We start from the raw sequence: 21,425 nt of genomic DNA, 5'->3' as shown, positions 1-21,425 counted from the left end.
TTGAATATAATATCGCATTAAATAGCTAAGGATAGTTGATGAATTGTGAATATTTTGGCAAATGTGGCTCATGTACAATACATGATATTGGATATGAGGGACAATTGGATTTAAAAATACAAAGAGAAAAAGAGCGTTTTTCAAACTTTACAGACTTAGAAAATGTCGATTTTGATATTGTAAGAGGTGATGAACAAAACTTCAGGAATAGAGCTGAGTTTAAAATATGGAAAAACTTTGATGAAAATGATAATCCAACACTTTCTTATGCAATGACAAGTATTGATAAAACTGTATTAGAAATATCATCTTGTCAAATAGTAAGCCTTGATATATCAAACTTAATGCCAAAACTTTTAGAAGAGATACAAAAAAATAAAACACTTTCATTTAAACTATTTGCAATTGAGTTTTTAAACTCAACAACAGGGGATATGTTAGTAACTTTAATCTATCATAGAAAACTAGATGAGGATTGGAATGAACTTGCAAAAGAATTATCAAATAAGTTTAATATCAAAATAATCGGTCGCTCAAGAAAACAAAAAGTAATTCTAGAAAATGATTACATAGATGAAAAACTAAATATCAATAATACAAACTATAACTTCAGATATATAGAGGGTGGTTTTACACAACCAAATACAAAAGTAAATATAGGAATGATTGAATGGGTTTTAAATAATATCAAAGACTCAAGTAAAGATCTTTGTGAACTTTACTGTGGTGGTGGAAACTTTACTATTCCACTTTCAAGTAAGTTTAGAAAAGTTCTAGCAACTGAAATATCAAAAACATCAATCAAATCAGCAAAAACAAACTGTGAGTTAAATAACAATAATAAAATAGAGTTTATTAGAATGAGCGCAGAAGAGTTTGTAGAAGCCCTAGAAGAAAAAAGAGTATTCTCAAGACTTAAAGATGTAGATTTAAAAGCTTATGATTTTGACTCTATTTTTGTTGACCCTCCAAGAGCTGGACTTGATGATACAACAAGAGCCTTAGTTAAAAACTTTGAGCAAATCATATATGTATCATGTAATCCTGAAACATTACATAGAGATTTAGAAGAGTTAACAAAAACACATACTATTGAAAACTTCGCCCTTTTTGATCAGTTTTCATATACACATCATATTGAATCAGGAGTGATTTTAAAAAAGAAATAAAAACATAATTATTTTTTAATCTAACTTTAAGAATTGGTACGTCATAATTCTTATTACAAATGTAGGTATCAATTGATTCCGAAGAAGAAAGACTTATTTTTCTTCTATGCTTGGTAACACAAGAAGGTTGTTAAGTGTGATTTTTATCACAATGACGTCATAAATAAAAAGGATTTATTATGATTATTAATACTAACGTTTCATCAATTACTGCTCAAGAAGCAGCTACAAATACAGGTAAAAGTATAAAAAGTTCATTAGAAAAACTTTCTACTGGTCTTAAAATTAACAAAGCGTCTGATGATGCTTCTGGTTTAGCAATTGCTGATAAACTTAGAACTCAAGCAACTTCAATAGATCAAGGTGTTGCAAATGGTAATTCAGCTGTAACTTTACTTCAAATTGCTGATAAATCAATGGCAGAGCAATCAAATATTCTTGATACTATTAAAGCTAAATTAATTCAAGCAAACACTGATACTACTTCAACTGATGGTAGAGAATCTATTAGAAAAGATATTTCAAAACTTTTAGAGCAACTTGATAATATCGCAGAACAAACTAACTATAATGGTAATGTTTTACTTCAAGCTTCAGCAGGTGATACAGACGCTGATAAAGCTGCATCAGCTTCATTATCATTCCAAATTGGTGAATCTAAAAATGATATTATTTCAAATGCTTCAGTTCAATCAAATACATCAGGATTAGGTTCTAAAGATGTTTATTCTGAAGCTAATGGAAATAATGTATTTTCTGCTACAAGTACAACTACAGTTGCAAGTGCAGGAGCTATTACTTTAAATTCTACAAATACAGATGGTCTTAGTACTCAAGAATCTGTTTCTTTATCAGGAGATGTTGACTCATTAACTTTAAAAGAAGGAATGACTATATCAAATGCTGATGCAGCAACAACAGCTATTCTTGATGCGGCTGTTACTGCAGGTAACTTAACACTAGGTTTTGGAACACGAAGCACTCATATTAGTTTCCGTGTTCCACAAAGTGTTCCAAAAGTAAAAACTGTAAAGTTCCACAAACATTAAGGAAATATGGAACAAAGATTATTGATACATATTTAATATGAAGGATATACTTTACTATTTCATTTCATTTAATGAAACTAGATATTTTTCTGATACATGTTTTGTTACTGTGTTAAAACTTGCTCCACATTTCTTTGCTATTGAATAGTGAGTTATTCTTTTTTTCTCTGTTTGAAGTATTTCAATTGCTATATTTATTTTATACTTAACTTTTTCACTTCTAGCTTTAGATGCTGCTGTAGATTTAATAGAACTATATTCTATACTCTTGGGATTATTCAATTTTTCTATTATATTAAATCCTTTAAAAAACCCAGAATCTTCATACCGATTTTCAACTTCTTTTAATTTATCAAAAAAAACAACACATCAATTTCAAAGAAATTGCAAATATATAGATATGCGATTATTCTGCGATTGGATTTCTATAAGCTACTAGTTAAGAGTTCTTAATTATTTCAATTTAGAACATTAAAAAAAAGGAATCGTATGAAAAGAATTACAAAATTAAGTTTAGCTGCTGTTATTACATTAGCTTCATTATCTACAGTTGCCAATGCTAATGAAAGTTTAAGTGATGCTTTTACAAATGGAAAAGTAAAGGGTGAAATAAAAGCTTTATACGCTGATTCAAATTTCTTAGGAAAAGCAAAGTCTGATGATATTGCAGTGATTGGTGGAAGTTTAGGCTATACAACAGGTTCATTTTATGGATTAAGTGCTGGAGCTACATTTCAAACTTCTCATGTTTTAAGTGAAGATGATAACAATGGTGTTTTCGCTAATGATTTAGATGCTTCTGGATCTGTTTTATCTGAAGTATATTTAGAATACCAATTAGCAAATACTAATATAAAAGCTGGTAGACAATTTATATATACACCTTTAGTTAGTACTGCAATTGATGGAAAATCATCTGAAAGTTTATTAAAAGATTCTTTTGAAGCTTATATGTTAACAAATACTGATATTCCTAATACTTCTGTTTCTTTAGGATATATTTCAAAATATTTAGCAAAAACTGATGGAACTGGTGATCTTGGCGAATCAGATGATATCTCAGCAACACATGATGATGCATATACTCTTCTTCTGAAAAATAATTCAATTGAAAACTTAACACTTCAAGCTCAATATCTTAAAATGAACAAAGAGAGTTCTGCAAGTAAAGATATTAGTATTACTTATTTACAAACTGATTATACTATTGCAAATCAAACATTATCAGCACAATATGTAATGTCTAAAGATGACAATCAAGCAGCGGGAAAAGAAGATGGAGCAGCTTTTGGATTAAAAGCTACAGGTCCTCTAGGAATCTCTAACTTAGGATACTTAGTTGCATTTAACTCAAGCACAAAAGATGGTGATGTTAATACAGGTATTGGTGCGGGTACTACGGATACATTATTTACTGCTATGCCTGTAAATGGTGGAGGTGTTCCTACTCGTGCAAATACTGATACTCTTGTTGGTGCAGTAGTTTTACCAATTGCTGGTATCACAACAATAGGATACTTAGGACATTCATGGTCTAATGGTGGATTAGGAGATGTATTAGCAACTGGTGCAGTTGCAATTTATCCAATTAATAAAGATATTTTATTAAAAGTAAATTATGAGCATGCTGAACTTGAGCATACTATTTTACCAGCTGGAATTGTTGAAGGAAATACTGATGTAACTAGAGTTTATTTATCATATAAATTTTAATAAAGTAAACCATACTATTGAGCGCGCTAACTTATAGTATTTAAAAAAGGTAAGTGTAATTAATACACTTACTTTTCAAACAATAGAGTATACAAAGACTCATCCTTTCTCTATATTGTGTCCTTTTTTTCTCCTAATAAAGGACACAACTTTTTTCATCAATTAATTTTATATATTAGTAAATTGTTATTTATATCTTCTTTATAGTATGGTTTAGTCAAGTCTATAAATGATTATCAATTACTATTACTTTCAAATATCAATTGTACATTTTTAAATGCATTTTCATAAATATCTTCTAGAAATTTAACTGATTCATCTTTATTATCTTGCGAAACATCTATTGATATATTACAATATAAACTTACACTTTCATCATTAGATTTTATTCCAATAGTTGCAATATAATTCTCAAAAGGTAAATCACCTTTAATAATTTTATACGTATAAGAGAAATCATCTTTTTTTATAAGTTCATCAGAAATAATCGCGTCATTGTCAAAAGTTAAATGTCGTACTGTATTTCCATTGTCAGATATTTCAATTTCAGTTTTTTTTATACCCTCAAACCAAGTAGCTATCTTTTCAAAAGGACCTACTAAATCCCAAACATCTTTTTTCATACTTTTTATATCTTGATTTATTTTTATTTCTATTCTCATTTTTTTCCTTTAATTTCTTATTTTTTAAATCAACTCTAGCATCATTTTAATACTTAAGATTAATAATAAAATACCAAATATTTTTTTCAACATAACGATAGGTAACTTATGTGATAAATTTACTCCAATTGGAGCGGTAAGATAACTGGCAAAAGCAATACAAACAAATGCAGGTACATAAACATATCCAAGCATCATAGTATCAATTGATGTGTGACTATATCCATTTATAATATAACCCAAAGTTCCAGAAATAGCCAAGGGAAATCCTATGGCAGAGGATGTACCAATTGCTTTTTTCATATCTATATTTTGTTTTACCAAGTAGGGTACACTTAACATCCCTCCTCCAATAGAAACCAAAGCAGATATTCCACCTATACCAAAGCCAGCGAAAAATTGTCCGCTTCTTCCAATAATAGTCCCCTCTCCTTCAGCTTTCTTTCCAAAAAACATCTTGTAAGCAGCATACAACATAAATATTGAAAAAAATACAGATAAATAAAATGAATTAATATTCGAGGCAACAAAAGTAAACATAAAAGTTCCTACAATTACACCTGGTGCTATCATCTTAAAGATATCCCAACGAACTGCTTTCTTTTTGTGTTGAGCTCGAAAACTTGATATGGAAGTAATAGATATAACTGCAATACTCGTCGCCAATGATATTTGAACAACTTCGTCGCCACCAAACTCATGAGAAAGTAAAAACATCGTTAAAATTGGTACAATTAATCCTCCACCACCTATTCCAAAAAGCCCGGCTACTACACCTACAAAAGACCCTAAAGCCAAAAATATTATTATCGATTGTATATCTAACATATCTATTTCCTCATTTTTTATAATACAAAATAAAGTACTATAGGAATAATAATCAAACTGGCTATATTTCCAATAGCCACAATTGATGCAACAGTAATCGAATCACAATTATACTTTTCAGCCATTATACTATTGATAACAGCGGGTGGTAAAGCACCAAAAAGGATAATTAAACTCGCTTGTAAAGGTGTGTAATCAAAAATATAAATTGCCAGTAAAGCCATTAGTATTCCAGATAGAGGACATAAAATAGCCCCTAAAATTCCTATTTTCCAATATCGTAATTCTAAATGAATTAATCGTACTCCTAGTGCAAAAAGTACAAGAGGTATAGAAACTTGAGCCATCATTTTTACAGGATCTAATAAGATACTTGGTAAATGAAAATTAAAATAATTAAACAACAATCCTATTAATGTTGCGATAATAACAGGGTTTTTAAATAAACTTCCAATATCAAATTTACCCCCATACATCATAACTGCTACAGTAAATTGTCCTATTACTTGTACTAGAGATAAAGCAATAGCTAAAGCCATTGCTTCTTCCCCAAAAGCAAAAAAAGCTAAAGGAAGACCTAAATTAATTGAGTTATTAAACATCATTGGAGGTAAAAATGTTCTTGGATTAAGATTAAATATTTTAGTTATTGGATATAAAATAATACCTGAACCAAATACAACGATAACGGCACCCATAGAAAAACTTCCTATCATATGTATAGAAGGAAGTTTTTCACTGATAAAATAAAATACCATTATGGGTATAAATATGTCCATATTTATTTTATTTGGCATATCCATGTTTATTTTTACTTTATTAGCATATAAATATCCAATAAATGCAATAAAAAAAACTGGAAAGATTATTGATATTATTTGCAATATCAAATAACTATCCTGCTGCCATTGCACTTATAATATCAATTTTATCTCCATCTTTTAGTTTTTTATTAGATAAATCACAAACTTTAATGATTGTATTATTAACAGAAGCACCCATCATCTTTTTACTCATATTAACTGCATCAATTACCTCTTGAAGAGTAATATCATCTTTAAATATAATTTTTTTTCTATTTACGATAAGTTCCATTATTTTTCCTTATTATATATACTAAAAGTATTGAAATACTTCTAGTATATAATTATTTAGAATTAATTTTTATTTTATTTTTCTGAAAAGAAATCTAATAATAAATTATTAAATCTATCTGTATGTTCAATTTGCGTCCAGTGTCCACATTGTCCAAAAATATGTAACTGTGATTTAAGAATTAATTGATTTAATCTAATAGAGTTTTGAACTGGAATAACTTTGTCTTCTCTTCCATGAATAATTAAAACATCTTTATCTATTTTTTTGATATCATTTTCACAACTTTCCATTGAATCAACACCATCTTGTCTTGGTGAAGGAAACATTGAAGAGAAAGATTCTTGGAATCCAGGACGAATACTAGCTTCATATCTCATCTTTGCTAAATCATCTGTTACAATACTTCTATCATAAGCAAAAATATCAAGTAATTCTTTCATATTTTCAATACTTGGTGTATATCCCCATGCTTTATCTAATCCATAAGTTAAATCAAAATAAACACCAACTGCACCCATTAAAACTACTTTATTAAATCTTTCGGGATATTTAATAGTTAAAGCTAATGCTAATGCTCCACCAAAAGAGTTTCCTACTAAATTTATTTTTTCTATTTTTAATGCATCCATTAAGTCAATTGTTTGTTGTACCCAAATATCCATATCATATAAAATTCCATCAGGTCTATCTGTGTATCCAAAACCTACCATATCTGGAGCAATTACTCTAAAGTTTTCTGCTATTTTTGGCATACATAATTGCCAATTTGCAAATGCTGATACACCTGGTCCTGAACCATGGATAAACATTATAGGTTCACCTTCACCTAAGTCATGATAATTTGTATTAAAACTTCCTGTTTTTATACTTTTTGCTATTTCTGGATTTGACATATTTTTTCCTTGTTTTAATTTAATTTTTAATCTCTTATTTTTCTAAAGCAAATTCTTTAGCTAAAAGTTCGTATGATTTTTTTCTTTTCTCAAAAGAATAAGTAACATTTACTATCATCACTTCATCAACCTCATACTCTTTTGCTAATTTTTCTATTTGTTCTTTACACTGTGCAGGTGTTCCTAAAATCATAGAATTTAAAGTTTCATGATAATATGCTTTATCTTCAAAGCTTAATTTTTCATATAATTTTTTTATATTTTTAGGACTTTGAAAAGCATCTCTTTTGGGATGTCTAAAAGCTTGTACTTTCCAGTATGTATGAGAACTTGCAAGTTCAATTGCTTCTTCTTCTGTATTGGCACAAATACAAGCAACAGCAATCATAGCTTTTGGTTTTTTGAAGTTTTTTGAAGGAGTGAAATTATTTTTATATGAAGCCATGATTTGAGTAGGTCTATTATGAGTTCCTATAAAAAGTGCTAAACAAAATCCAGCACCAAGTCGCCCTGCTAATACACTACTTCCATCACTTGAACCTAGTAAATAAACAGGCGTTGAATCAACTCCTATTGGAGATAAATTTACACCATGAAAATAATCATCTTTAGGAACTTTATCATCTAAATAATTTATAAGTTCATAAGCTTTTTGAGTGTAATCACCACTATTTGAATTATGCAAAGCACGTGCTGCTAAAAAGTTAGCACCACTTGCTCGTCCAATCCCTAAGTCAATTCTATTATTGTGTAATGCACTTAAAGTATTAAAAGTTTCCGCAACCTTAAAAGAGCTATAGTGATTTAGCATTACTCCACCACTTCCAACTCTTATTTTTGAAGTAGCATTTGCAACAGAACTTACCATAAGTTCAGGGTTTGCACTTGCATACCCAGGAGTATCATGATGTTCTGCACACCAATATCTATAATAACCTGAATTTTCACAAGAAATTGCAAGTTTTATAGTATCAAAGAGACCTTCTTTTGCCTCTTTATCATCATGTATTGGTGACTGATCAAGTACACTTAACTTCAATAAAGACATGATTTTTTCTATCTACCCATCTTTTTAACACTTTGTCCTGCTATTCCAAAATGTTGTTTTGGCATTTCGTTTAAAATAACACGTACATTTGCAATAGGAGCATCGATAGCTTCATGAATTGCAAGAGTAACCTTTTCTATAAGTTTCTCTTTTTGCTCATCACTTCTACCTTCAACAATATTAATTGTAGCTATTGGCATTTTTATTCCTTATATTTATACAAATTTCATAGTTAATGTTCCTAAATCTTGGAACTTAACAGTAACATTATCACCTTTTTTTACACTCATTGCAGCTGTAATTGCACCTGAAAGAATATATGAACCAGCTTTAAGTATTTCACCACGCTCACCCATCATATTTGCAAGCATTGCAATTGCAGTAGCAGGGTGTCCTAAAACAGCAGCTCCTGCACCTAACTGAACTACTTCTCCATTTATTTCCATTACAACACCAAGTGTTTTAAGATCAAGATCTTTAATATCTCTCATTCTTCCACCTGTAACATATCTTGAAGATGAAGAGTTATCAGCAATTACTGATTTTAAATCAAATTTAAAATCTTTATATCTTGAATCAATAATCTCAACAGCAGGCATTACAAAATCAGTAGCAGCTAATACATCACCTATATGACATCCAGGTCCTGTTAAATCATCTTTTAAAACAAAAGCGATCTCAGCTTCAACTTTTGGATGAATTAATTCATCAATTTTAATCTCTGCTCCATCACCGTATGCAAAATAGTCTGCAAGGTAACCATAACAAGGATTAGGAACACCCATTTGCTTCATTTTTGCTTGTGAAGTAAGACCCATTTTCATACCAACTATCTTATGACCCTTGGCTTCCTTATTCGCTCTTGCTTTCCATTGAATATCATAAGCATCTTCATAAGTCATTTCTGGATAATCATCAGTTATTTTTGTGATTTCATAAGCTTCTACTTCCGCTTTTTCACAATGAATAGCTAATTCATCAATTATTTTTTTATCTAATGCCATTATATTAATCCTTTAGCTCTTGCCATTTCCATTGCACAATCATCAATCATATCTTCTTGACCACCAATCATTCCTCTTCTTCCTAATTCTACTAAAAGTGATCTAGCATCAATTCCATATTTAGCTTCTGCCCGACGTGCAAATAAAAGAAAAGATGAATAAACACCTGCATAACCTAAAGTTAATGAATCTCTTGAGATTCTTGTAGGTTTTCCCATAATAGGAAGTGCAATATCTTCAGCCGCATCTACTATTTTATCTAGGTCAATTCCTGTTTCTACACCCATTCTATTACAAACGGCTACTAAAACTTCTGTTGCAGTATTTCCAGAACCCGCTCCAAAACCTGCTAAACTTGCATCAATTCTTGTAGCTCCTGCTTCTATTGCAGCCAAAGAATTAGCAACGCCCATAGACATATTATTATGACCGTGAAATCCAATCTCAATTTCATCTCCAAACTCTTTTTTAAGTGCCCCTATCCTTGCACTTACCATATCAGGAAGTAAATAACCAGCTGAGTCTGTTGCATAAATACAATTAGCTCCATAAGAAACCATTTTTCTAGCTTCTTCAACTATTCTTTTTTCATCAACCATATGAGCCATCATTAAAAATCCAACAGTATCAAGTTTCATTCCAACTGCTGCTTTTATATGTTGAGCTGAACAATCAGCTTCTGTACAGTGAGTAGCAACTCTAACTGTAGAAATCCCATGTTCAACTGCTCTTTCTAAATCTTTAACTATTCCAATTCCTGGAAGTAAAAGTGCAGATATTTTTGCATTTTTCATATTTGGAACAACAGCATCTAGCCATTCTTCATCTGTATGTAAACCATATCCATAATTTAGTGAGCTTCCACCAAGTCCATCACCATGTGTTACTTCAATCATAGGAACACCAGCTTCATCCATTGCAGTTGACATTGCAGTCATTTGATCAAGTGTAAACTGATGTCTAACAGAGTGCATTCCATCTCTTAAAGACATGTCATGTACTGTAATTTTTTTACCTTTTAAATCCATCTTTAAACTCCTGCTTTGATTTTTTCAGCCATTTGTTCTGCAATATTAGTTGCTGCGGCTGTGATAATGTCAAGATTTCCTGCAAATTTAGGTAAATAATCACCTAAGCCTTCAACCTCTAACCAAATTGTAATTTTATTTCCATCAAATACAGGTCCATTTTTTAGTGTATAACCAGGAACAAATTTTTGAACTTCTTTAACCATGTCGTTAACTGATTTGATTATCGCTTCTTGATTTGGTGTTTGCGTAGTTTGACAATGAACAGTATCTCTCATCATTAAAGGTGGCTCAGCAGGATTTAGAATAATAATTGCTTTACCTTTTTTAGCACCACCAACTACTTCAATTCCAAGTTTTGTAGTTTCTGTAAACTCATCAATATTAGCACGTGTTCCAGGACCTGCTGATTTTGAAGCAGCTGTTGCAATAATTTCTGCATATTCAACTTCTTGAACACTTGAAACTGCTGCAATCATAGGAATAGTAGCTTGTCCACCACAAGTTACCATATTTACATTTTGTGCATCTTGTTCTAAAAGTTCTTTCATATTTACAGATGGCACACAAAAAGGTCCAATTGCAGCAGGAGTTAAGTCAATAACTTTTACACCTAATTCTGCTAATTTTCTATTATTTTCACCGTGAACATAAGCAGATGTTGCATCAAAAGCAATCATTACTTCATCTTCTTTAATAAAAGGTAATAGTCCATCAACACCATCTGCTGTGATTTTCATTCCAGCTTCTTTGGCTTTTTTTAATCCATCAGATTCAGGATCTATTCCTACCATCCATAAAGGATTTAAAATTTCACTTCTTTGTAATTTAAACATTAAGTCTGTTCCAATATTTCCTGACCCAATTAATGCACAATTAATTTTTTTCATATCTTTCCTTTCCTCTTTATACAAATCTACAAGAAGCAGAACCAATTCCACCTACATTAATAGTCATATTATCACCTGCTTTAATAGTAACCATTGCACATAAAGCACCAGATAGAATAACTTCACCAGCTTTTAAACCAACACCAAAAGAACCTAATGTATTAGCAAGCCATACAACTGCATTTACAGGACTTCCAAGTGCTGCTGCACCTGCACCTGTGTGTAATAATTCACCATTAGATTCAAGAGTCATACCACAAGTTGTTAAATCAACATCTCTTGGATCTACTCCTTTTCCACCAAATACTATATATCCACAAGAAGCATTATCCGAAACCGTATCTTGTACTTTAATTTTCCAATCTTTAATTCTTGAATCAACTATTTCAAAACAAGGCATTACAAATTTTGTTGCTCTTAAAACATCAGCAGTAGTAACGCCAGGTCCTGTTAAGTCTTCTTTTAGAACAAAGGCAATTTCACCTTCAGCTTTTGGTTGAATCATACCATTTGTAACATCGATTTCATCACCATCTGAATAAATCATATCAGATAAAAGGTAACCAAAGTCAGGCTGATGAACACCTAACATATCCATTACTACTTTTGATGTAACACCTATTTTTTTACCAATAATCTTTACACCATCTTCTTTAATTCTTCTTTGTATAAAATGGTTTTGAATTGCATATGCATCTTCAATAGTAATATCAGCTTCTCTTGAAGTAATAGGTTCTATTACAGAATTAGACTTTAATGCTTCGTAAAGTTCATTTCCATATTTTTCTATTTTTAATTGTTCCATATTTTAATTCCTTACATTTTTATACAAATATTTTTAAGTTCAGTATAGAACTCTAAAGAGTGGTGACCACCTTCTCTTCCAATTCCAGAACCTTTCATTCCACCAAATGGTGTTCTTAAATCTCTTAAGAACCATGAGTTAACCCATACAATTCCTGAATCAATTTTAGAAGCTACTCTATGAGCTTTATCTAAATTTTCAGTAAATACAGTAGAGGCTAAACCATATTTAGTATCATTTGCCATTTTAATAACTTCTTCTTCTGTATCAAAAGGAGCAATATGACAACAAGGTCCAAATACTTCTTCTTTTACTACAGTTGCAGTTTCAGGAAGTCCTGTCCAAATAGTTGGTTCAACCCAAAAACCATCTTTTAAAGCACCTTCCATCTTTGGTGCTCCACCACCTAAAATAACGTTGGCACCCTCTTTTTTTGCAATATCATAAAATTCTAAAACTTTATCTCTATGTGCAGCACTTACAACTGGTCCCATATCAACAGACTCGTCATTATGAACTCCAACTTTTAGTTTTTGACCAGCATCTTTAAGTCTACTTACAAATTCATCAAAAATTGGTCTTTGAACATAAACTCTTTCAGTTCCTAAACAAACTTGTCCTGAGTTAGCAAATACAGATCTTGCTGTTTCAAAAATAGCTTTATCCATATCACAATCTTCAAAAATAATAGCAGGGTTTTTCCCTCCAAGTTCTAAAGATATATCTCTTACACCATTTGAACAAGCTTTCATAATTGTTTCACCAGTTTTTGTTTCACCTGTGAATGTTAAAGCATCAATATCTTGGTGTGCTGTTAATAAGTTTCCAGTAATTGAACCTCTTCCTTGAACAACATTATAGGCACCTTTTGGTAAACCAACTTTAGTCATAACTTCACCTAAAAGTGATGTAGTAGTAGGAGTTACTTGAGAAGGTTTAACAACAACAGTATTTCCACAAGCTAATGCAGGTCCAACTTTCCAAGTCATAAGGAGTAATGGTAAATTCCAAGGAGAAATAACGCCAATAACACCTTTTGGTTGTCTCATAGAATAATTCATTGCTATTTTTCCATCTGGAGTATCCATTCTATAAGCTTCATCAGCAACTGATTTCATAGTGTCAGCGAAAACTTTGAAATTTGCAGCTCCTCTTGGAATATCTATATGTCTTGCAATTGAGTATGGTTTACCAGTATCTAAGCATTCAGCTTCAAGGAAATCATCAAATCTTCTATCCATTTCATTTGCAATTTCGTACATTAAAGCTATTCTATCATTTAGCTTCATTTGTCCCCACTCACCAGTAAGTGCAGCTTTCGCAGCCGCAACAGCAGCATCTACTTCCGGTTCTCTACCTTGTGCTACTTTTGCAATTAACTCAGCAGTTGCTGGGTTAAAATTATCAAAAAACTCGCCACATTCTGAGTCTATAAATTGTCCATTAATATAGTGTTGTACTTTTTTCATTATTTTAGTCCTATCTTTTCAATTGCAAACTTTGCACATATAATATCTTCTTCTTCAGTTCCACCTGAAACACCAATTGCTCCAACTTTTACATTATCTTTATCAAATATTGGTAATCCTCCACCAAAAGGAACTAATCTATCTCTATTAGAAAAACCTTGTTCTAAATGTGGCATTTCTTTGAAAACATTAGTCCATGTATCTGATGGAAACCCAAAACTTGCACTAGTATATGCTTTGTCTTTTGCAATATCTATAGAATGAATAAAGGAGTTTTCCATTCTTAAAAAAGCCATTTCCAAACCTTTGTTATCTACAACACTTACGTTTATAGATATATTTAATTCTTCGGCTTTTTTAATTGCAAAAAGACAAGCCTCACTAGAGGCTTGTCTTGATATTGTTTTTTCTGTTATTACACTATTCATACTATTTATATGCGTGTAATGTGTAGGCTGTTGTAAATGCACCATTTTCAATACCTGTATGATAGAAAATTCCTCTCCATAATTCATCTTCAGTCCATGTAATAACTGGCATATCAGGCTGAGCTAAATACCCAAGTCCTGCAAAAGTTTCTAATCTATGTCCTGATGGGTCAAAGAAATAAATCGTTTCACCTCTTGTAATACCATGTCTTTGAGGTGTAACATCAATTTTTACGTTATGCATAGCCATAACATCTGCTGCTCTTAAAATATCATTCCATCCATCTAAGAAGAAGGCAAAGTGATGCATTCCAACTTCTTCACCTGCAACAAATGCTATATCATGAGGAGTTGATGAACAAGTTAACCAAGTAGCAGCTTGTAAACAACCATCAGGCCCAACTGTAACTTGCTCTGTTAATGTAAAATCAAATATATCAATAAAGAATTTAGTAACTTCCATAACAGCTTCAGGTCCTTGACACATTAATAATGCATGATCAATCCAATGTGCTTTAATTCCTTTTCCTTTAAATGGCCAAGGTGCAGGGTTTGTATCTCCTGTATCTTTTCCAATGAACTCTTTTTGCGCATATAACTGGAATGAATGTCCACTTGGTAAAGTAAAAGATAAAACTCTTCCACAATCAGTAACAACACCTGCTTCTAAAAACTTTGTTTCAATACCATAATTTTCAACTTTAATTTTTAAATCATCTAAATCCGAATCATTTTTAACTTTATATGCAATTTTGTTAAATGTAGCTTCTTCACTTGGTCTTAAAACAAGACTATATTTATCCCACTCATCCCAACATTTTAAATACAAAGTACCATCTTTATCTTCTCGTGTAACTGTTAATCCCATTATTTCTTCATAATAAGTTCTTGATTCCTCAATATTTAATACATTAATATCTACATGACCTAATCTCATAATTCCCATTTTAAATCCTTTTATTTAAATTAATGTCCAAGCGTATAATGCTTAGATTTTGGTTTTTCTATAAATTCGATTTCCATATCACTTTTTGGAAAAGTTCGACATGCTAAAACTATATTCGAGCTCTCTTCATCTTCTGATATGTGTTTTCTATTCATTTTTAGCTTTTCATATTCACCATTATGAATAGTAATTTTACAAATTCCACAAGCTCCATTATGACAACCATTTGGAACTAGATCTTGACAAACAGATAATGAATCCATAAGATTTTTATCTTCATTGCAAGCTCTTTCTTTTTCTTTGTTTTTTACAAAGATATTATGTTTCATAATTATCCCTTCGATGAAATTTACAATATAAATAAAAAACTCATATCGTCATCTAAATTAAAAGTTACCTTTTAAGTATTAGTACTATACTTTAAACAATTCGCATAAAAATCGCGATTATTACTTTTTTTATTTTTTTTAAAAAGTTTAAATTTTTTAAAAAATAGATTGTTAATTAATTGCTTTGAAGTTTAAGAAGATGAAAATTTTTATTAGAAAATTTTCATCTTTACAAGAGGTTTAAATAGATTTAAATAGAGGGCTTTTAATTTCTTCTTTATATAAGTCGGCTCTAGAAAAAAACTTTTCAGTATGAATATCTTTTTCAAATAATCTACCTTGCATAAGTGCTGTTATACAGGCATCACTCATCATAGGAGGTCCACAAAGATAGGCTTTATGTCCTGTGAATTGATTATCGTATATTTTTTTTGCTACATCATTTGTAAATCCTATTTCACCTGTCCAGTTTTCATTTTTATTATCTGATAAAACAGGAATATATCTAAAGTTTTTATGTTTACTTTCTAAATCTCTAAACATATCTGCATAGTATAATTCTTCTTCATTTCTAGCACCATGGAAAAGAGTAATATCTTGAGTACATCCATTTTCTAATTCATCTAAGATCATTGATTTTGGACTTGAAAGTCCTGATCCACCAGCAAAAAATATCATTGGTTTTTGGGCACTTCTTTTTACAAAGAATCTTCCAAAAGGTCCTGTGATTTTTCTTCTATCTCCAACTTTTACATTATTATGAATCCAAGGAGTTGCTTCTCCATCTGGAATAATTCCAATATTTAATTCAATAACTTTTCCTGTACTTGGTTGATTTGCAAGTGAAAATGCTCGCGGCTCATCAAATCCTGGAACATGATAATTTATATATTGTCCTGCTTGGAAATCAATTTCTTCATCAAGTTCAATCCAAAGACCTAAAATTCTAGGTGTAAGCATTTCTCTTTTTATTACTGTCCCCATAATATCTTTTATAGGGATACTTCTAGCATCAATATCAACATCAATTTCAGCTTCAATTACTACATCTTCATCGGCAGTTGCAGTACATGCTAAGCAAAAACCATCATCTCTTTCACTCTCCATTAAAGCAAAAGGAGAAGCATCACCTAAATCAACTTCACCTTCTAGAACTTCAACTTTACAAGTTCCACAAAGTCCATGATTACAAGCATGAGGAAGATAAACACCTTGTCTTAAAGCAGCATCAAGAAGAGTTTGACCTTCTTGAACATCTACCATATCACCTGTTGGTTCTATTTCTAATTTACAAGCCATTTATGCTCCTACTTTACCTGTTAAAGAAGGTGTTATAAATTTAACAAGAGATTTATGACCAACACCATTTTCTTCTAAACTCTTTGAAAAATCTGGTGTTATAACTTTTCCATCAACTTCCCAAATAACTTCTGTTGTATCAAAATCTAATTGCTCATAATCTGGTTCTATCTTATAAGATACTGGAATAATATCTGTTAATAATGCTCCGAAAGGCATTTGTGGTGGTAAAGGGAAAGCTCTAGGAGAACAAACTACTCTATGTGCATGCCAAATAATAAATACTAATTGATTACCATGAAAATTTTCTACTTTATCTTTCATTATGATTGGATATTCTCCAATTGATTGAATTGCCATCTTATTCTCCTTTTACTTATTTTTTAATTTATTCCACATAGCTTCATCAGGTGAACCTACATAGTCTAGATTGTCTTGTCCATGCTCAATTTTATACCATTTTAAAACTTCTGGTATAGTTGCACCTCCGCAATTTCCTTGGAATATTTGATGTGGAGGTAACCAAGATTGAACATATTTTTCAGGTTGTGCATCAAATATCTCTTTACATCCATCAGAACAAGTATGGAAAATCTCACCATTATATTCAGATGTTTTATGAGTATAAACATGTGGATTTCCACCCTCAATATCAGTAAACCCTAAAGGAATTTGACATGTTTGACAAACAAGAGGTAAAACTTCTGAATAGAATCTTTCACCTTTTTTCTCTAATTCCATATATCTTTCAAACATTGGTCTATAATATTTGTCAAAAGTATCAGGGTATTTTTCACTTAACCAATTCATTTTGTCTTCTTCAGGCATCCATGTGTGGAAAGGTGCTGCATTAGTATGATTATAAAAAATATTCCATACTTGATGAGATAAGTGTCCTTTTTCAGCAACAATTGTATTGATTAAATCTGTTGGAGCTTTTATTCCATACTTTTCTAAATCTTTATATAAGGCCATACAATTTTGTTCAATATATAACTCAACTGCTTCACCCCATGAAGTTGGAGAATTAGGTAACATATAATCCATCATCATAGCTACTAGACCTAACATTCTGTAACCTCTCCATAACCATTTATCCATCCACTTTTGAACAATTGGAACATTATCCGCATCTTGTTCTAGCATAAATTTAATAGCTGAAAGTCCAAGTGTCATATGTCTTGATTCATCACTTTGTGCTGAGAATCCAAATGTTACAGTTGCCATATCACCATTATATGCTGCCCCACTCATGAAAGGCACAAATAATAAACTTGTTAAAACAAATTCAAAAGAGAATGAAATAGCAGTTAAATATTCAAAAGGACCAGCTGTACTTGCATCATCACCAAAAGATTTTGGAACTGATAAATACCATACTCTATCATGCATTGTTGTATGCTCACTAAAACCATTAAAATATTTATTATAATGACTCATAGTATGAACTTGAGTTTGAAAGTGTCTTAACTCATCAATTGCTTGCATTTGACAAGCAATTGCAGCACCCTCACCTTTAAAGGCACGTGCTGCATGAGAGAAGCCTTGAACAACTTTATATTCTAGTGGTGTTACACCTGTTAAAAATAACTTTAGTGCATTTACATATCTTGCATCAGAAATGTTTTTTTGTGCATTATTTTGTGCAAAGGCATCAATAATAGAATAAAGTTTTTTATCTTTTTCAGCTTGTAACTTCCAATAAGAATCCATTGTCATTCTAAAAGGGTCTTCCCAAGCTTCCCAATCATGAATTTTTAGACCTTCCATATTTGTATATGGAAAAACATCTTCTTCTTTTTGGTAAGTTGTATCCCAACCAAGTCTTGTCATATATTTATATGCATCTTTTTTATTTAATCTTTTTTTTCTTTGGTTTGCGCTCATAATATCTTCCTTATTTATATATTAGTTTTATACTAATTTATTAATTATTCCAGTAAACGATAAACTCGTCATCTGTTTCTTCAATCTGTCCACCTAAAGAAATAAGTACTAATTGTAATTCTTCTGGTTCCCAATCTCTCCCTAAATGCTCAGAAACTGTTGAAGCATTTACAGTGATCTTCTCAGCTCGTTCAATTTGAATCATTGCTGGTTTATTTGTAATTACAACACCTTCATTATCTTCTCTTATTGCTTCTGCAATTGCTCTTCCATCTTCTGTTGATTGAAGGCATAATAACGCGATACTACCTGACATTTAATTTCCTTTTAGATTTAATTTAAATTTTTATAACGTTATTCCAGATTTATTTAATCTGTTAATTAATTCAAGTTTAGTTGAAGCTAATAATTCACTTGAATTATTTGAAAATGCTGATAATGGTTGCATTGCAACTTCAATAATCTCAATATCTTCTTTAATCCATTGTGTTAATAATTCTTTATTTTCACTTGATTCATTAGTCATTACTTTTACAACGCTATCTATCCATTTAATTGTTTCTTCATACCATGAAGTAACAAATTCACTAAGCATTGGTACTACCATTTCATCATTAGCAGCCATCTCTTTTGAGAATTCATTAATCATTAAAGGAATTACAAAAGCATCAAAAACTACATTTTGTTTAACAAATAATCTAATTGGGTCTTTTACAACTAAAGAATCTTCAACAGCTTTTCTTAGACCTTGCCATTTAGAATCATTCATCCAAGCTTCTTTACCTGAGTCAAGTTTTTTAACATCATTATTGCCAAGTAATAAAATCATTTTTGTAATATGTTGTGCCATTCCTAATCTATCTTCAGCATGAAACATAGTAGCTGACATCATTGCTGTTCCATAAACTCTATCAACAATTGCTAGATTATTCATATTTGCACCATATTCATAATGTCTTAATGGTGTTAAGAATTCAAAAGCTTTTTGCAAATTTTCTTGTTTTATAAAGTTTACTAATGATCTTTTTTCAATAAAATCAAAGCTTTGAACATTTGCAGCATTTTGAGATGCTCTTGTTGATACATAAGTCATATAATGAAATTTTCTAGGATCTAATAGATCATACCAATCATTCATCTTAATTTTTGTTCTAGCCTTATCATAAATTTCAAATTCAGGTTCCCATTGTGGTCTGTAATGAAAGTTTTCAGTTGGTTGTGCATCATACATAGCTTCTTCATATCTTGAAGCTGGTCTATCTTCACCTAATCTTCTAGCAACATTTCCAAAAGTATGTCTTTTGGGTTCTATTTCAACACTTGCAATATTTAATTCCATATTTTTTCCTTAATTTAATTTATTCCAAATTGCCAATTTTCATTATCAATTAACACTTCAGTATCTTGCTCTTTTGTAAAAAATGAGACTCTATTATTTTGACAGAACTCGATAAAAGCTTTATACGGTAGAATAAGTTCTACGTTCATAGCAGCTTCACCAATTGCAAAATTAAATTCAACAAATCCATCATCTCTAATTTCCATGATTTGTACAAATTTCTTTTCTTCTGGCATTAGTTCATACATAAAAACTCCTAATAAGATTACTCTTAGTTTTTAAAACAAAGAAATAGTATGTAAATAAAATCGCAAATTATTCGCAAATAAAATTAAATAAAAAAAAATTTGATAGAATACAAAGAAAAAAAGGATAAAGATATGATTCCATTAAAAAAGCATTTGTTTAATAATAAAAATATTCCAGTAAAATTTTCTATTTTTTATCTTTTAACAGGAATATTTGGAATACTTTCTTTAGATAAATTTATAAAAATTTTCTTTCAATATAATAATGTAAGTGAACAAGGACCTTTAACTATTGGCCTATTATTTTTTATGTTAATGGGTTTATTGGTTTTTATAATATTAAATCACATGCAAAAAGTTATAAAAAGAATTGACCGATCTTATAATGATTTAAAAGAGAAAGATAAAGAAAGACTGATGCCCTATGAGTTTGCTTTAAATAATTCAGTTGATGGAATTTACTGGTTTACAATTGATGCAAAAATTGTTTATTTAAATGATGCTGCTTGTAATATGTTGGGATATAAAAAAGAAGAACTTTTAGGAAAATATCTTGAAGTAATGGATACAAATTTTAATAGAAAAACAGCTAAAGATGTTATGTATAAAATTAGAAATACTAAAAATTGGATTTTAGAAACTACTCAAAGAAGAAAAAATGGAGAAATTTTTCCTGTAGAAGTTTCTGGACATGGATTCAGTTATGCAGGGCAAGAGTATATCTGTGCTTTTGGTAGAGATTTAACTCAAAGACAAGAGATAAATAAAAAAATTACAAATATAAATCTAGAGCTTCAAAAATCTTTAGATGAAAAAGAGATTTTATTAAAAGAAATTCACCATAGGGTTAAAAATAATATGGAAATAATCTCATCATTGTTATCCATGCAACTTAGACGTGCAAAAGATGATGAAGTAAGATATATTTTAAAGCAAAGTAAAAGTAGAATAAATACAATGGCATTGGTTCATGAGTTCTTATATTTAGGAGAAAATTTAGCCTATATAAATGTACAAGGCTACATAAAAAAATTAATTGAGGATATTAAAGAATTATATATATCTCAAAATACTAAATTAGATGTAGAATTACATATAGATGAGCTAATTTTTTCAACAAATAGATGTATTCAAATTGGAATGGTATTACATGAACTATGTGTTAATTCTTTAAAATATGCATTTAAAGAGAATAGAGAGAACCTTTTATGTATTCATATGAGAGAAAAAGGTGATGAAATTCATATAAAAATTAGAGATAATGGTGAGGGATTAGACAATATTAAAGAGTTA

26 protein-coding genes are annotated in these 21,425 nt (G+C 30.5%); 4 read left to right on the top strand and 22 right to left on the bottom strand.

From position 1 onward, the window contains the following. Positions 1-38 precede the first annotated feature (38 nt). Together trmA and GBG18_RS05615 are read left to right on the top strand one after the other, a co-directional pair. The gene (trmA, locus tag GBG18_RS05620) at positions 39-1,169 is read left to right on the top strand and encodes a tRNA (uridine(54)-C5)-methyltransferase TrmA (protein ID WP_152189181.1); all 1,131 of its coding nucleotides are present in this window, start codon (positions 39-41) and stop codon (positions 1,167-1,169) included. A 179-nt stretch (positions 1,170-1,348) separates the two neighbouring features. Beyond that, positions 1,349-2,218: a flagellin N-terminal helical domain-containing protein gene (locus tag GBG18_RS05615; protein ID WP_152189180.1), complete on the top strand. Its 870-nt coding sequence runs from the start codon at positions 1,349-1,351 to the stop codon at positions 2,216-2,218. 54 nt (positions 2,219-2,272) lie between these two features. On the opposite strand, the gene GBG18_RS05610 is transcribed toward GBG18_RS05615, so the two are convergent. Beyond that, positions 2,273-2,500, bottom strand: coding sequence for a hypothetical protein (locus GBG18_RS05610; RefSeq protein ID WP_152189178.1), 228 nt, complete (start codon positions 2,498-2,500; stop codon positions 2,273-2,275). Positions 2,501-2,707: 207 nt separating this feature from the next. On the opposite strand from GBG18_RS05610, the gene GBG18_RS05605 reads away from it, so the two are divergent. Beyond that, positions 2,708-3,931, top strand: a complete 1,224-nt coding sequence (locus tag GBG18_RS05605; RefSeq protein ID WP_152189176.1) for a hypothetical protein — start codon at positions 2,708-2,710, stop codon at positions 3,929-3,931. 236 nt (positions 3,932-4,167) lie between these two features. On the opposite strand, the gene GBG18_RS05600 is transcribed toward GBG18_RS05605, so the two are convergent. From GBG18_RS05600 to GBG18_RS05500, 21 genes are all read right to left on the bottom strand, one after another. Beyond that, complete coding sequence (locus GBG18_RS05600; RefSeq protein ID WP_152189174.1) at positions 4,168-4,593, bottom strand: SRPBCC family protein; 426 nt, start codon at positions 4,591-4,593, stop codon at positions 4,168-4,170. 24 nt (positions 4,594-4,617) lie between these two features. Continuing rightward, positions 4,618-5,421, bottom strand: coding sequence for a sulfite exporter TauE/SafE family protein (locus tag GBG18_RS05595; RefSeq protein ID WP_193311081.1), 804 nt, complete (start codon positions 5,419-5,421; stop codon positions 4,618-4,620). A gap of 17 nt (positions 5,422-5,438) precedes the next feature. Further along, positions 5,439-6,311 (bottom strand): AEC family transporter, encoded by an 873-nt coding sequence (locus tag GBG18_RS05590; RefSeq protein WP_152189172.1) that lies wholly within the window; start codon positions 6,309-6,311, stop codon positions 5,439-5,441. Positions 6,312-6,315: 4 nt separating this feature from the next. After that, the gene (thiS, locus tag GBG18_RS05585) at positions 6,316-6,516 is read right to left on the bottom strand and encodes a sulfur carrier protein ThiS (RefSeq protein WP_152189171.1); all 201 of its coding nucleotides are present in this window, start codon (positions 6,514-6,516) and stop codon (positions 6,316-6,318) included. A 74-nt stretch (positions 6,517-6,590) separates the two neighbouring features. Further along, a complete protein-coding gene (locus GBG18_RS05580; RefSeq protein ID WP_152189169.1) occupies positions 6,591-7,412 on the bottom strand; it encodes an alpha/beta fold hydrolase in 822 nt (273 codons plus the stop codon). A gap of 34 nt (positions 7,413-7,446) precedes the next feature. Continuing rightward, a complete protein-coding gene (locus GBG18_RS05575; protein WP_152189167.1) occupies positions 7,447-8,460 on the bottom strand; it encodes an LLM class flavin-dependent oxidoreductase in 1,014 nt (337 codons plus the stop codon). A gap of 8 nt (positions 8,461-8,468) precedes the next feature. After that, complete coding sequence (gene thmT, locus GBG18_RS05570) at positions 8,469-8,660, bottom strand: 2-hydroxymuconate tautomerase (RefSeq protein ID WP_152189166.1); 192 nt, start codon at positions 8,658-8,660, stop codon at positions 8,469-8,471. A 15-nt stretch (positions 8,661-8,675) separates the two neighbouring features. After that, positions 8,676-9,464: a 2-oxo-3-hexenedioate decarboxylase gene (gene dmpH / locus GBG18_RS05565; RefSeq protein ID WP_193311080.1), complete on the bottom strand. Its 789-nt coding sequence runs from the start codon at positions 9,462-9,464 to the stop codon at positions 8,676-8,678. Then, on the bottom strand, positions 9,464-10,492 hold the full coding sequence (gene dmpG / locus GBG18_RS05560) for a 4-hydroxy-2-oxovalerate aldolase (protein ID WP_152189162.1): 1,029 nt from the start codon (positions 10,490-10,492) through the stop codon (positions 9,464-9,466). Before dmpG ends, dmpH begins: the two co-directional genes overlap by 1 nt. Before the next feature lie 2 nt (positions 10,493-10,494). Then, positions 10,495-11,382 carry an acetaldehyde dehydrogenase (acetylating) gene (locus tag GBG18_RS05555; protein ID WP_152189160.1) on the bottom strand — a complete coding sequence of 296 codons (888 nt, stop codon included), beginning with the start codon at positions 11,380-11,382 and terminating at the stop codon, positions 10,495-10,497. A 16-nt stretch (positions 11,383-11,398) separates the two neighbouring features. Next, positions 11,399-12,187 (bottom strand): 2-oxopent-4-enoate hydratase, encoded by a 789-nt coding sequence (gene dmpE, locus GBG18_RS05550; protein ID WP_152189159.1) that lies wholly within the window; start codon positions 12,185-12,187, stop codon positions 11,399-11,401. A gap of 11 nt (positions 12,188-12,198) precedes the next feature. Then, positions 12,199-13,656, bottom strand: a complete 1,458-nt coding sequence (locus GBG18_RS05545) for a 2-hydroxymuconic semialdehyde dehydrogenase (protein ID WP_152189157.1) — start codon at positions 13,654-13,656, stop codon at positions 12,199-12,201. Beyond that, the gene (locus GBG18_RS05540) at positions 13,656-14,084 is read right to left on the bottom strand and encodes a GlcG/HbpS family heme-binding protein (protein WP_152189155.1); all 429 of its coding nucleotides are present in this window, start codon (positions 14,082-14,084) and stop codon (positions 13,656-13,658) included. Before GBG18_RS05540 ends, GBG18_RS05545 begins: the two co-directional genes overlap by 1 nt. A 1-nt stretch (position 14,085) precedes the next feature. After that, the gene (locus tag GBG18_RS05535; RefSeq protein WP_152189153.1) at positions 14,086-15,030 is read right to left on the bottom strand and encodes a catechol 2,3-dioxygenase; all 945 of its coding nucleotides are present in this window, start codon (positions 15,028-15,030) and stop codon (positions 14,086-14,088) included. Between the two features lie 20 nt (positions 15,031-15,050). Continuing rightward, the gene (locus tag GBG18_RS05530) at positions 15,051-15,359 is read right to left on the bottom strand and encodes a 2Fe-2S iron-sulfur cluster binding domain-containing protein (RefSeq protein ID WP_152189151.1); all 309 of its coding nucleotides are present in this window, start codon (positions 15,357-15,359) and stop codon (positions 15,051-15,053) included. Between the two features lie 240 nt (positions 15,360-15,599). Beyond that, positions 15,600-16,658 (bottom strand): NADH:ubiquinone reductase (Na(+)-transporting) subunit F, encoded by a 1,059-nt coding sequence (locus GBG18_RS05525; protein ID WP_152189149.1) that lies wholly within the window; start codon positions 16,656-16,658, stop codon positions 15,600-15,602. After that, positions 16,659-17,018: a phenol hydroxylase subunit P4 gene (locus tag GBG18_RS05520; RefSeq protein ID WP_152189147.1), complete on the bottom strand. Its 360-nt coding sequence runs from the start codon at positions 17,016-17,018 to the stop codon at positions 16,659-16,661. Between the two features lie 12 nt (positions 17,019-17,030). Continuing rightward, positions 17,031-18,545 carry a YHS domain-containing protein gene (locus GBG18_RS05515; RefSeq protein ID WP_152189145.1) on the bottom strand — a complete coding sequence of 505 codons (1,515 nt, stop codon included), beginning with the start codon at positions 18,543-18,545 and terminating at the stop codon, positions 17,031-17,033. A 40-nt stretch (positions 18,546-18,585) separates the two neighbouring features. Further along, positions 18,586-18,861 (bottom strand): MmoB/DmpM family protein, encoded by a 276-nt coding sequence (locus tag GBG18_RS05510; protein WP_152189144.1) that lies wholly within the window; start codon positions 18,859-18,861, stop codon positions 18,586-18,588. Between the two features lie 30 nt (positions 18,862-18,891). Beyond that, positions 18,892-19,884: a ferritin family protein gene (locus GBG18_RS05505; protein WP_152189142.1), complete on the bottom strand. Its 993-nt coding sequence runs from the start codon at positions 19,882-19,884 to the stop codon at positions 18,892-18,894. A 14-nt stretch (positions 19,885-19,898) separates the two neighbouring features. Further along, the gene (locus GBG18_RS05500; protein ID WP_152189140.1) at positions 19,899-20,132 is read right to left on the bottom strand and encodes a phenol hydroxylase subunit; all 234 of its coding nucleotides are present in this window, start codon (positions 20,130-20,132) and stop codon (positions 19,899-19,901) included. A 132-nt stretch (positions 20,133-20,264) separates the two neighbouring features. Between GBG18_RS05500 and GBG18_RS05495 the strand changes: the two genes are divergently transcribed. Beyond that, positions 20,265-21,425 (top strand): sensor histidine kinase (locus GBG18_RS05495; RefSeq protein ID WP_152189138.1); only part of this gene is annotated, 1,161 nt, incomplete at its 3' end.

The organism is Poseidonibacter ostreae (assembly GCF_009208075.1).
In the GTDB taxonomy this organism is placed as follows: domain Bacteria; phylum Campylobacterota; class Campylobacteria; order Campylobacterales; family Arcobacteraceae; genus Poseidonibacter; species Poseidonibacter ostreae.
Note: the sequence above shows the minus strand (reverse complement) of the source record. Positions and strands in the feature narration are given on the sequence as shown.

Coding starts and splice junctions, on each gene's coding strand:
- GBG18_RS05615 (WP_152189180.1), top strand. CDS start 1,349: ATGATTATTAATACTAACGTTTCATCAATTACTGCTCAAGAAGCAGCT.
- dmpH (WP_193311080.1), bottom strand. CDS start 9,464: ATGGCATTAGATAAAAAAATAATTGATGAATTAGCTATTCATTGTGAA.
- dmpG (WP_152189162.1), bottom strand. CDS start 10,492: ATGGATTTAAAAGGTAAAAAAATTACAGTACATGACATGTCTTTAAGA.
- GBG18_RS05580 (WP_152189169.1), bottom strand. CDS start 7,412: ATGTCAAATCCAGAAATAGCAAAAAGTATAAAAACAGGAAGTTTTAAT.
- thmT (WP_152189166.1), bottom strand. CDS start 8,660: ATGCCAATAGCTACAATTAATATTGTTGAAGGTAGAAGTGATGAGCAA.
- GBG18_RS05605 (WP_152189176.1), top strand. CDS start 2,708: ATGAAAAGAATTACAAAATTAAGTTTAGCTGCTGTTATTACATTAGCT.
- dmpE (WP_152189159.1), bottom strand. CDS start 12,187: ATGGAACAATTAAAAATAGAAAAATATGGAAATGAACTTTACGAAGCA.
- GBG18_RS05575 (WP_152189167.1), bottom strand. CDS start 8,460: ATGTCTTTATTGAAGTTAAGTGTACTTGATCAGTCACCAATACATGAT.
- GBG18_RS05540 (WP_152189155.1), bottom strand. CDS start 14,084: ATGAATAGTGTAATAACAGAAAAAACAATATCAAGACAAGCCTCTAGT.
- GBG18_RS05520 (WP_152189147.1), bottom strand. CDS start 17,018: ATGGCAATTCAATCAATTGGAGAATATCCAATCATAATGAAAGATAAA.
- GBG18_RS05505 (WP_152189142.1), bottom strand. CDS start 19,884: ATGGAATTAAATATTGCAAGTGTTGAAATAGAACCCAAAAGACATACT.
- GBG18_RS05535 (WP_152189153.1), bottom strand. CDS start 15,030: ATGGGAATTATGAGATTAGGTCATGTAGATATTAATGTATTAAATATT.
- thiS (WP_152189171.1), bottom strand. CDS start 6,516: ATGGAACTTATCGTAAATAGAAAAAAAATTATATTTAAAGATGATATT.
- trmA (WP_152189181.1), top strand. CDS start 39: ATGAATTGTGAATATTTTGGCAAATGTGGCTCATGTACAATACATGAT.
- GBG18_RS05510 (WP_152189144.1), bottom strand. CDS start 18,861: ATGTCAGGTAGTATCGCGTTATTATGCCTTCAATCAACAGAAGATGGA.
- GBG18_RS05500 (WP_152189140.1), bottom strand. CDS start 20,132: ATGTATGAACTAATGCCAGAAGAAAAGAAATTTGTACAAATCATGGAA.
- GBG18_RS05525 (WP_152189149.1), bottom strand. CDS start 16,658: ATGGCTTGTAAATTAGAAATAGAACCAACAGGTGATATGGTAGATGTT.
- GBG18_RS05545 (WP_152189157.1), bottom strand. CDS start 13,656: ATGAAAAAAGTACAACACTATATTAATGGACAATTTATAGACTCAGAA.
- GBG18_RS05530 (WP_152189151.1), bottom strand. CDS start 15,359: ATGAAACATAATATCTTTGTAAAAAACAAAGAAAAAGAAAGAGCTTGC.
- GBG18_RS05515 (WP_152189145.1), bottom strand. CDS start 18,545: ATGAGCGCAAACCAAAGAAAAAAAAGATTAAATAAAAAAGATGCATAT.
- GBG18_RS05555 (WP_152189160.1), bottom strand. CDS start 11,382: ATGAAAAAAATTAATTGTGCATTAATTGGGTCAGGAAATATTGGAACA.
- GBG18_RS05600 (WP_152189174.1), bottom strand. CDS start 4,593: ATGAGAATAGAAATAAAAATAAATCAAGATATAAAAAGTATGAAAAAA.
- GBG18_RS05595 (WP_193311081.1), bottom strand. CDS start 5,421: ATGTTAGATATACAATCGATAATAATATTTTTGGCTTTAGGGTCTTTT.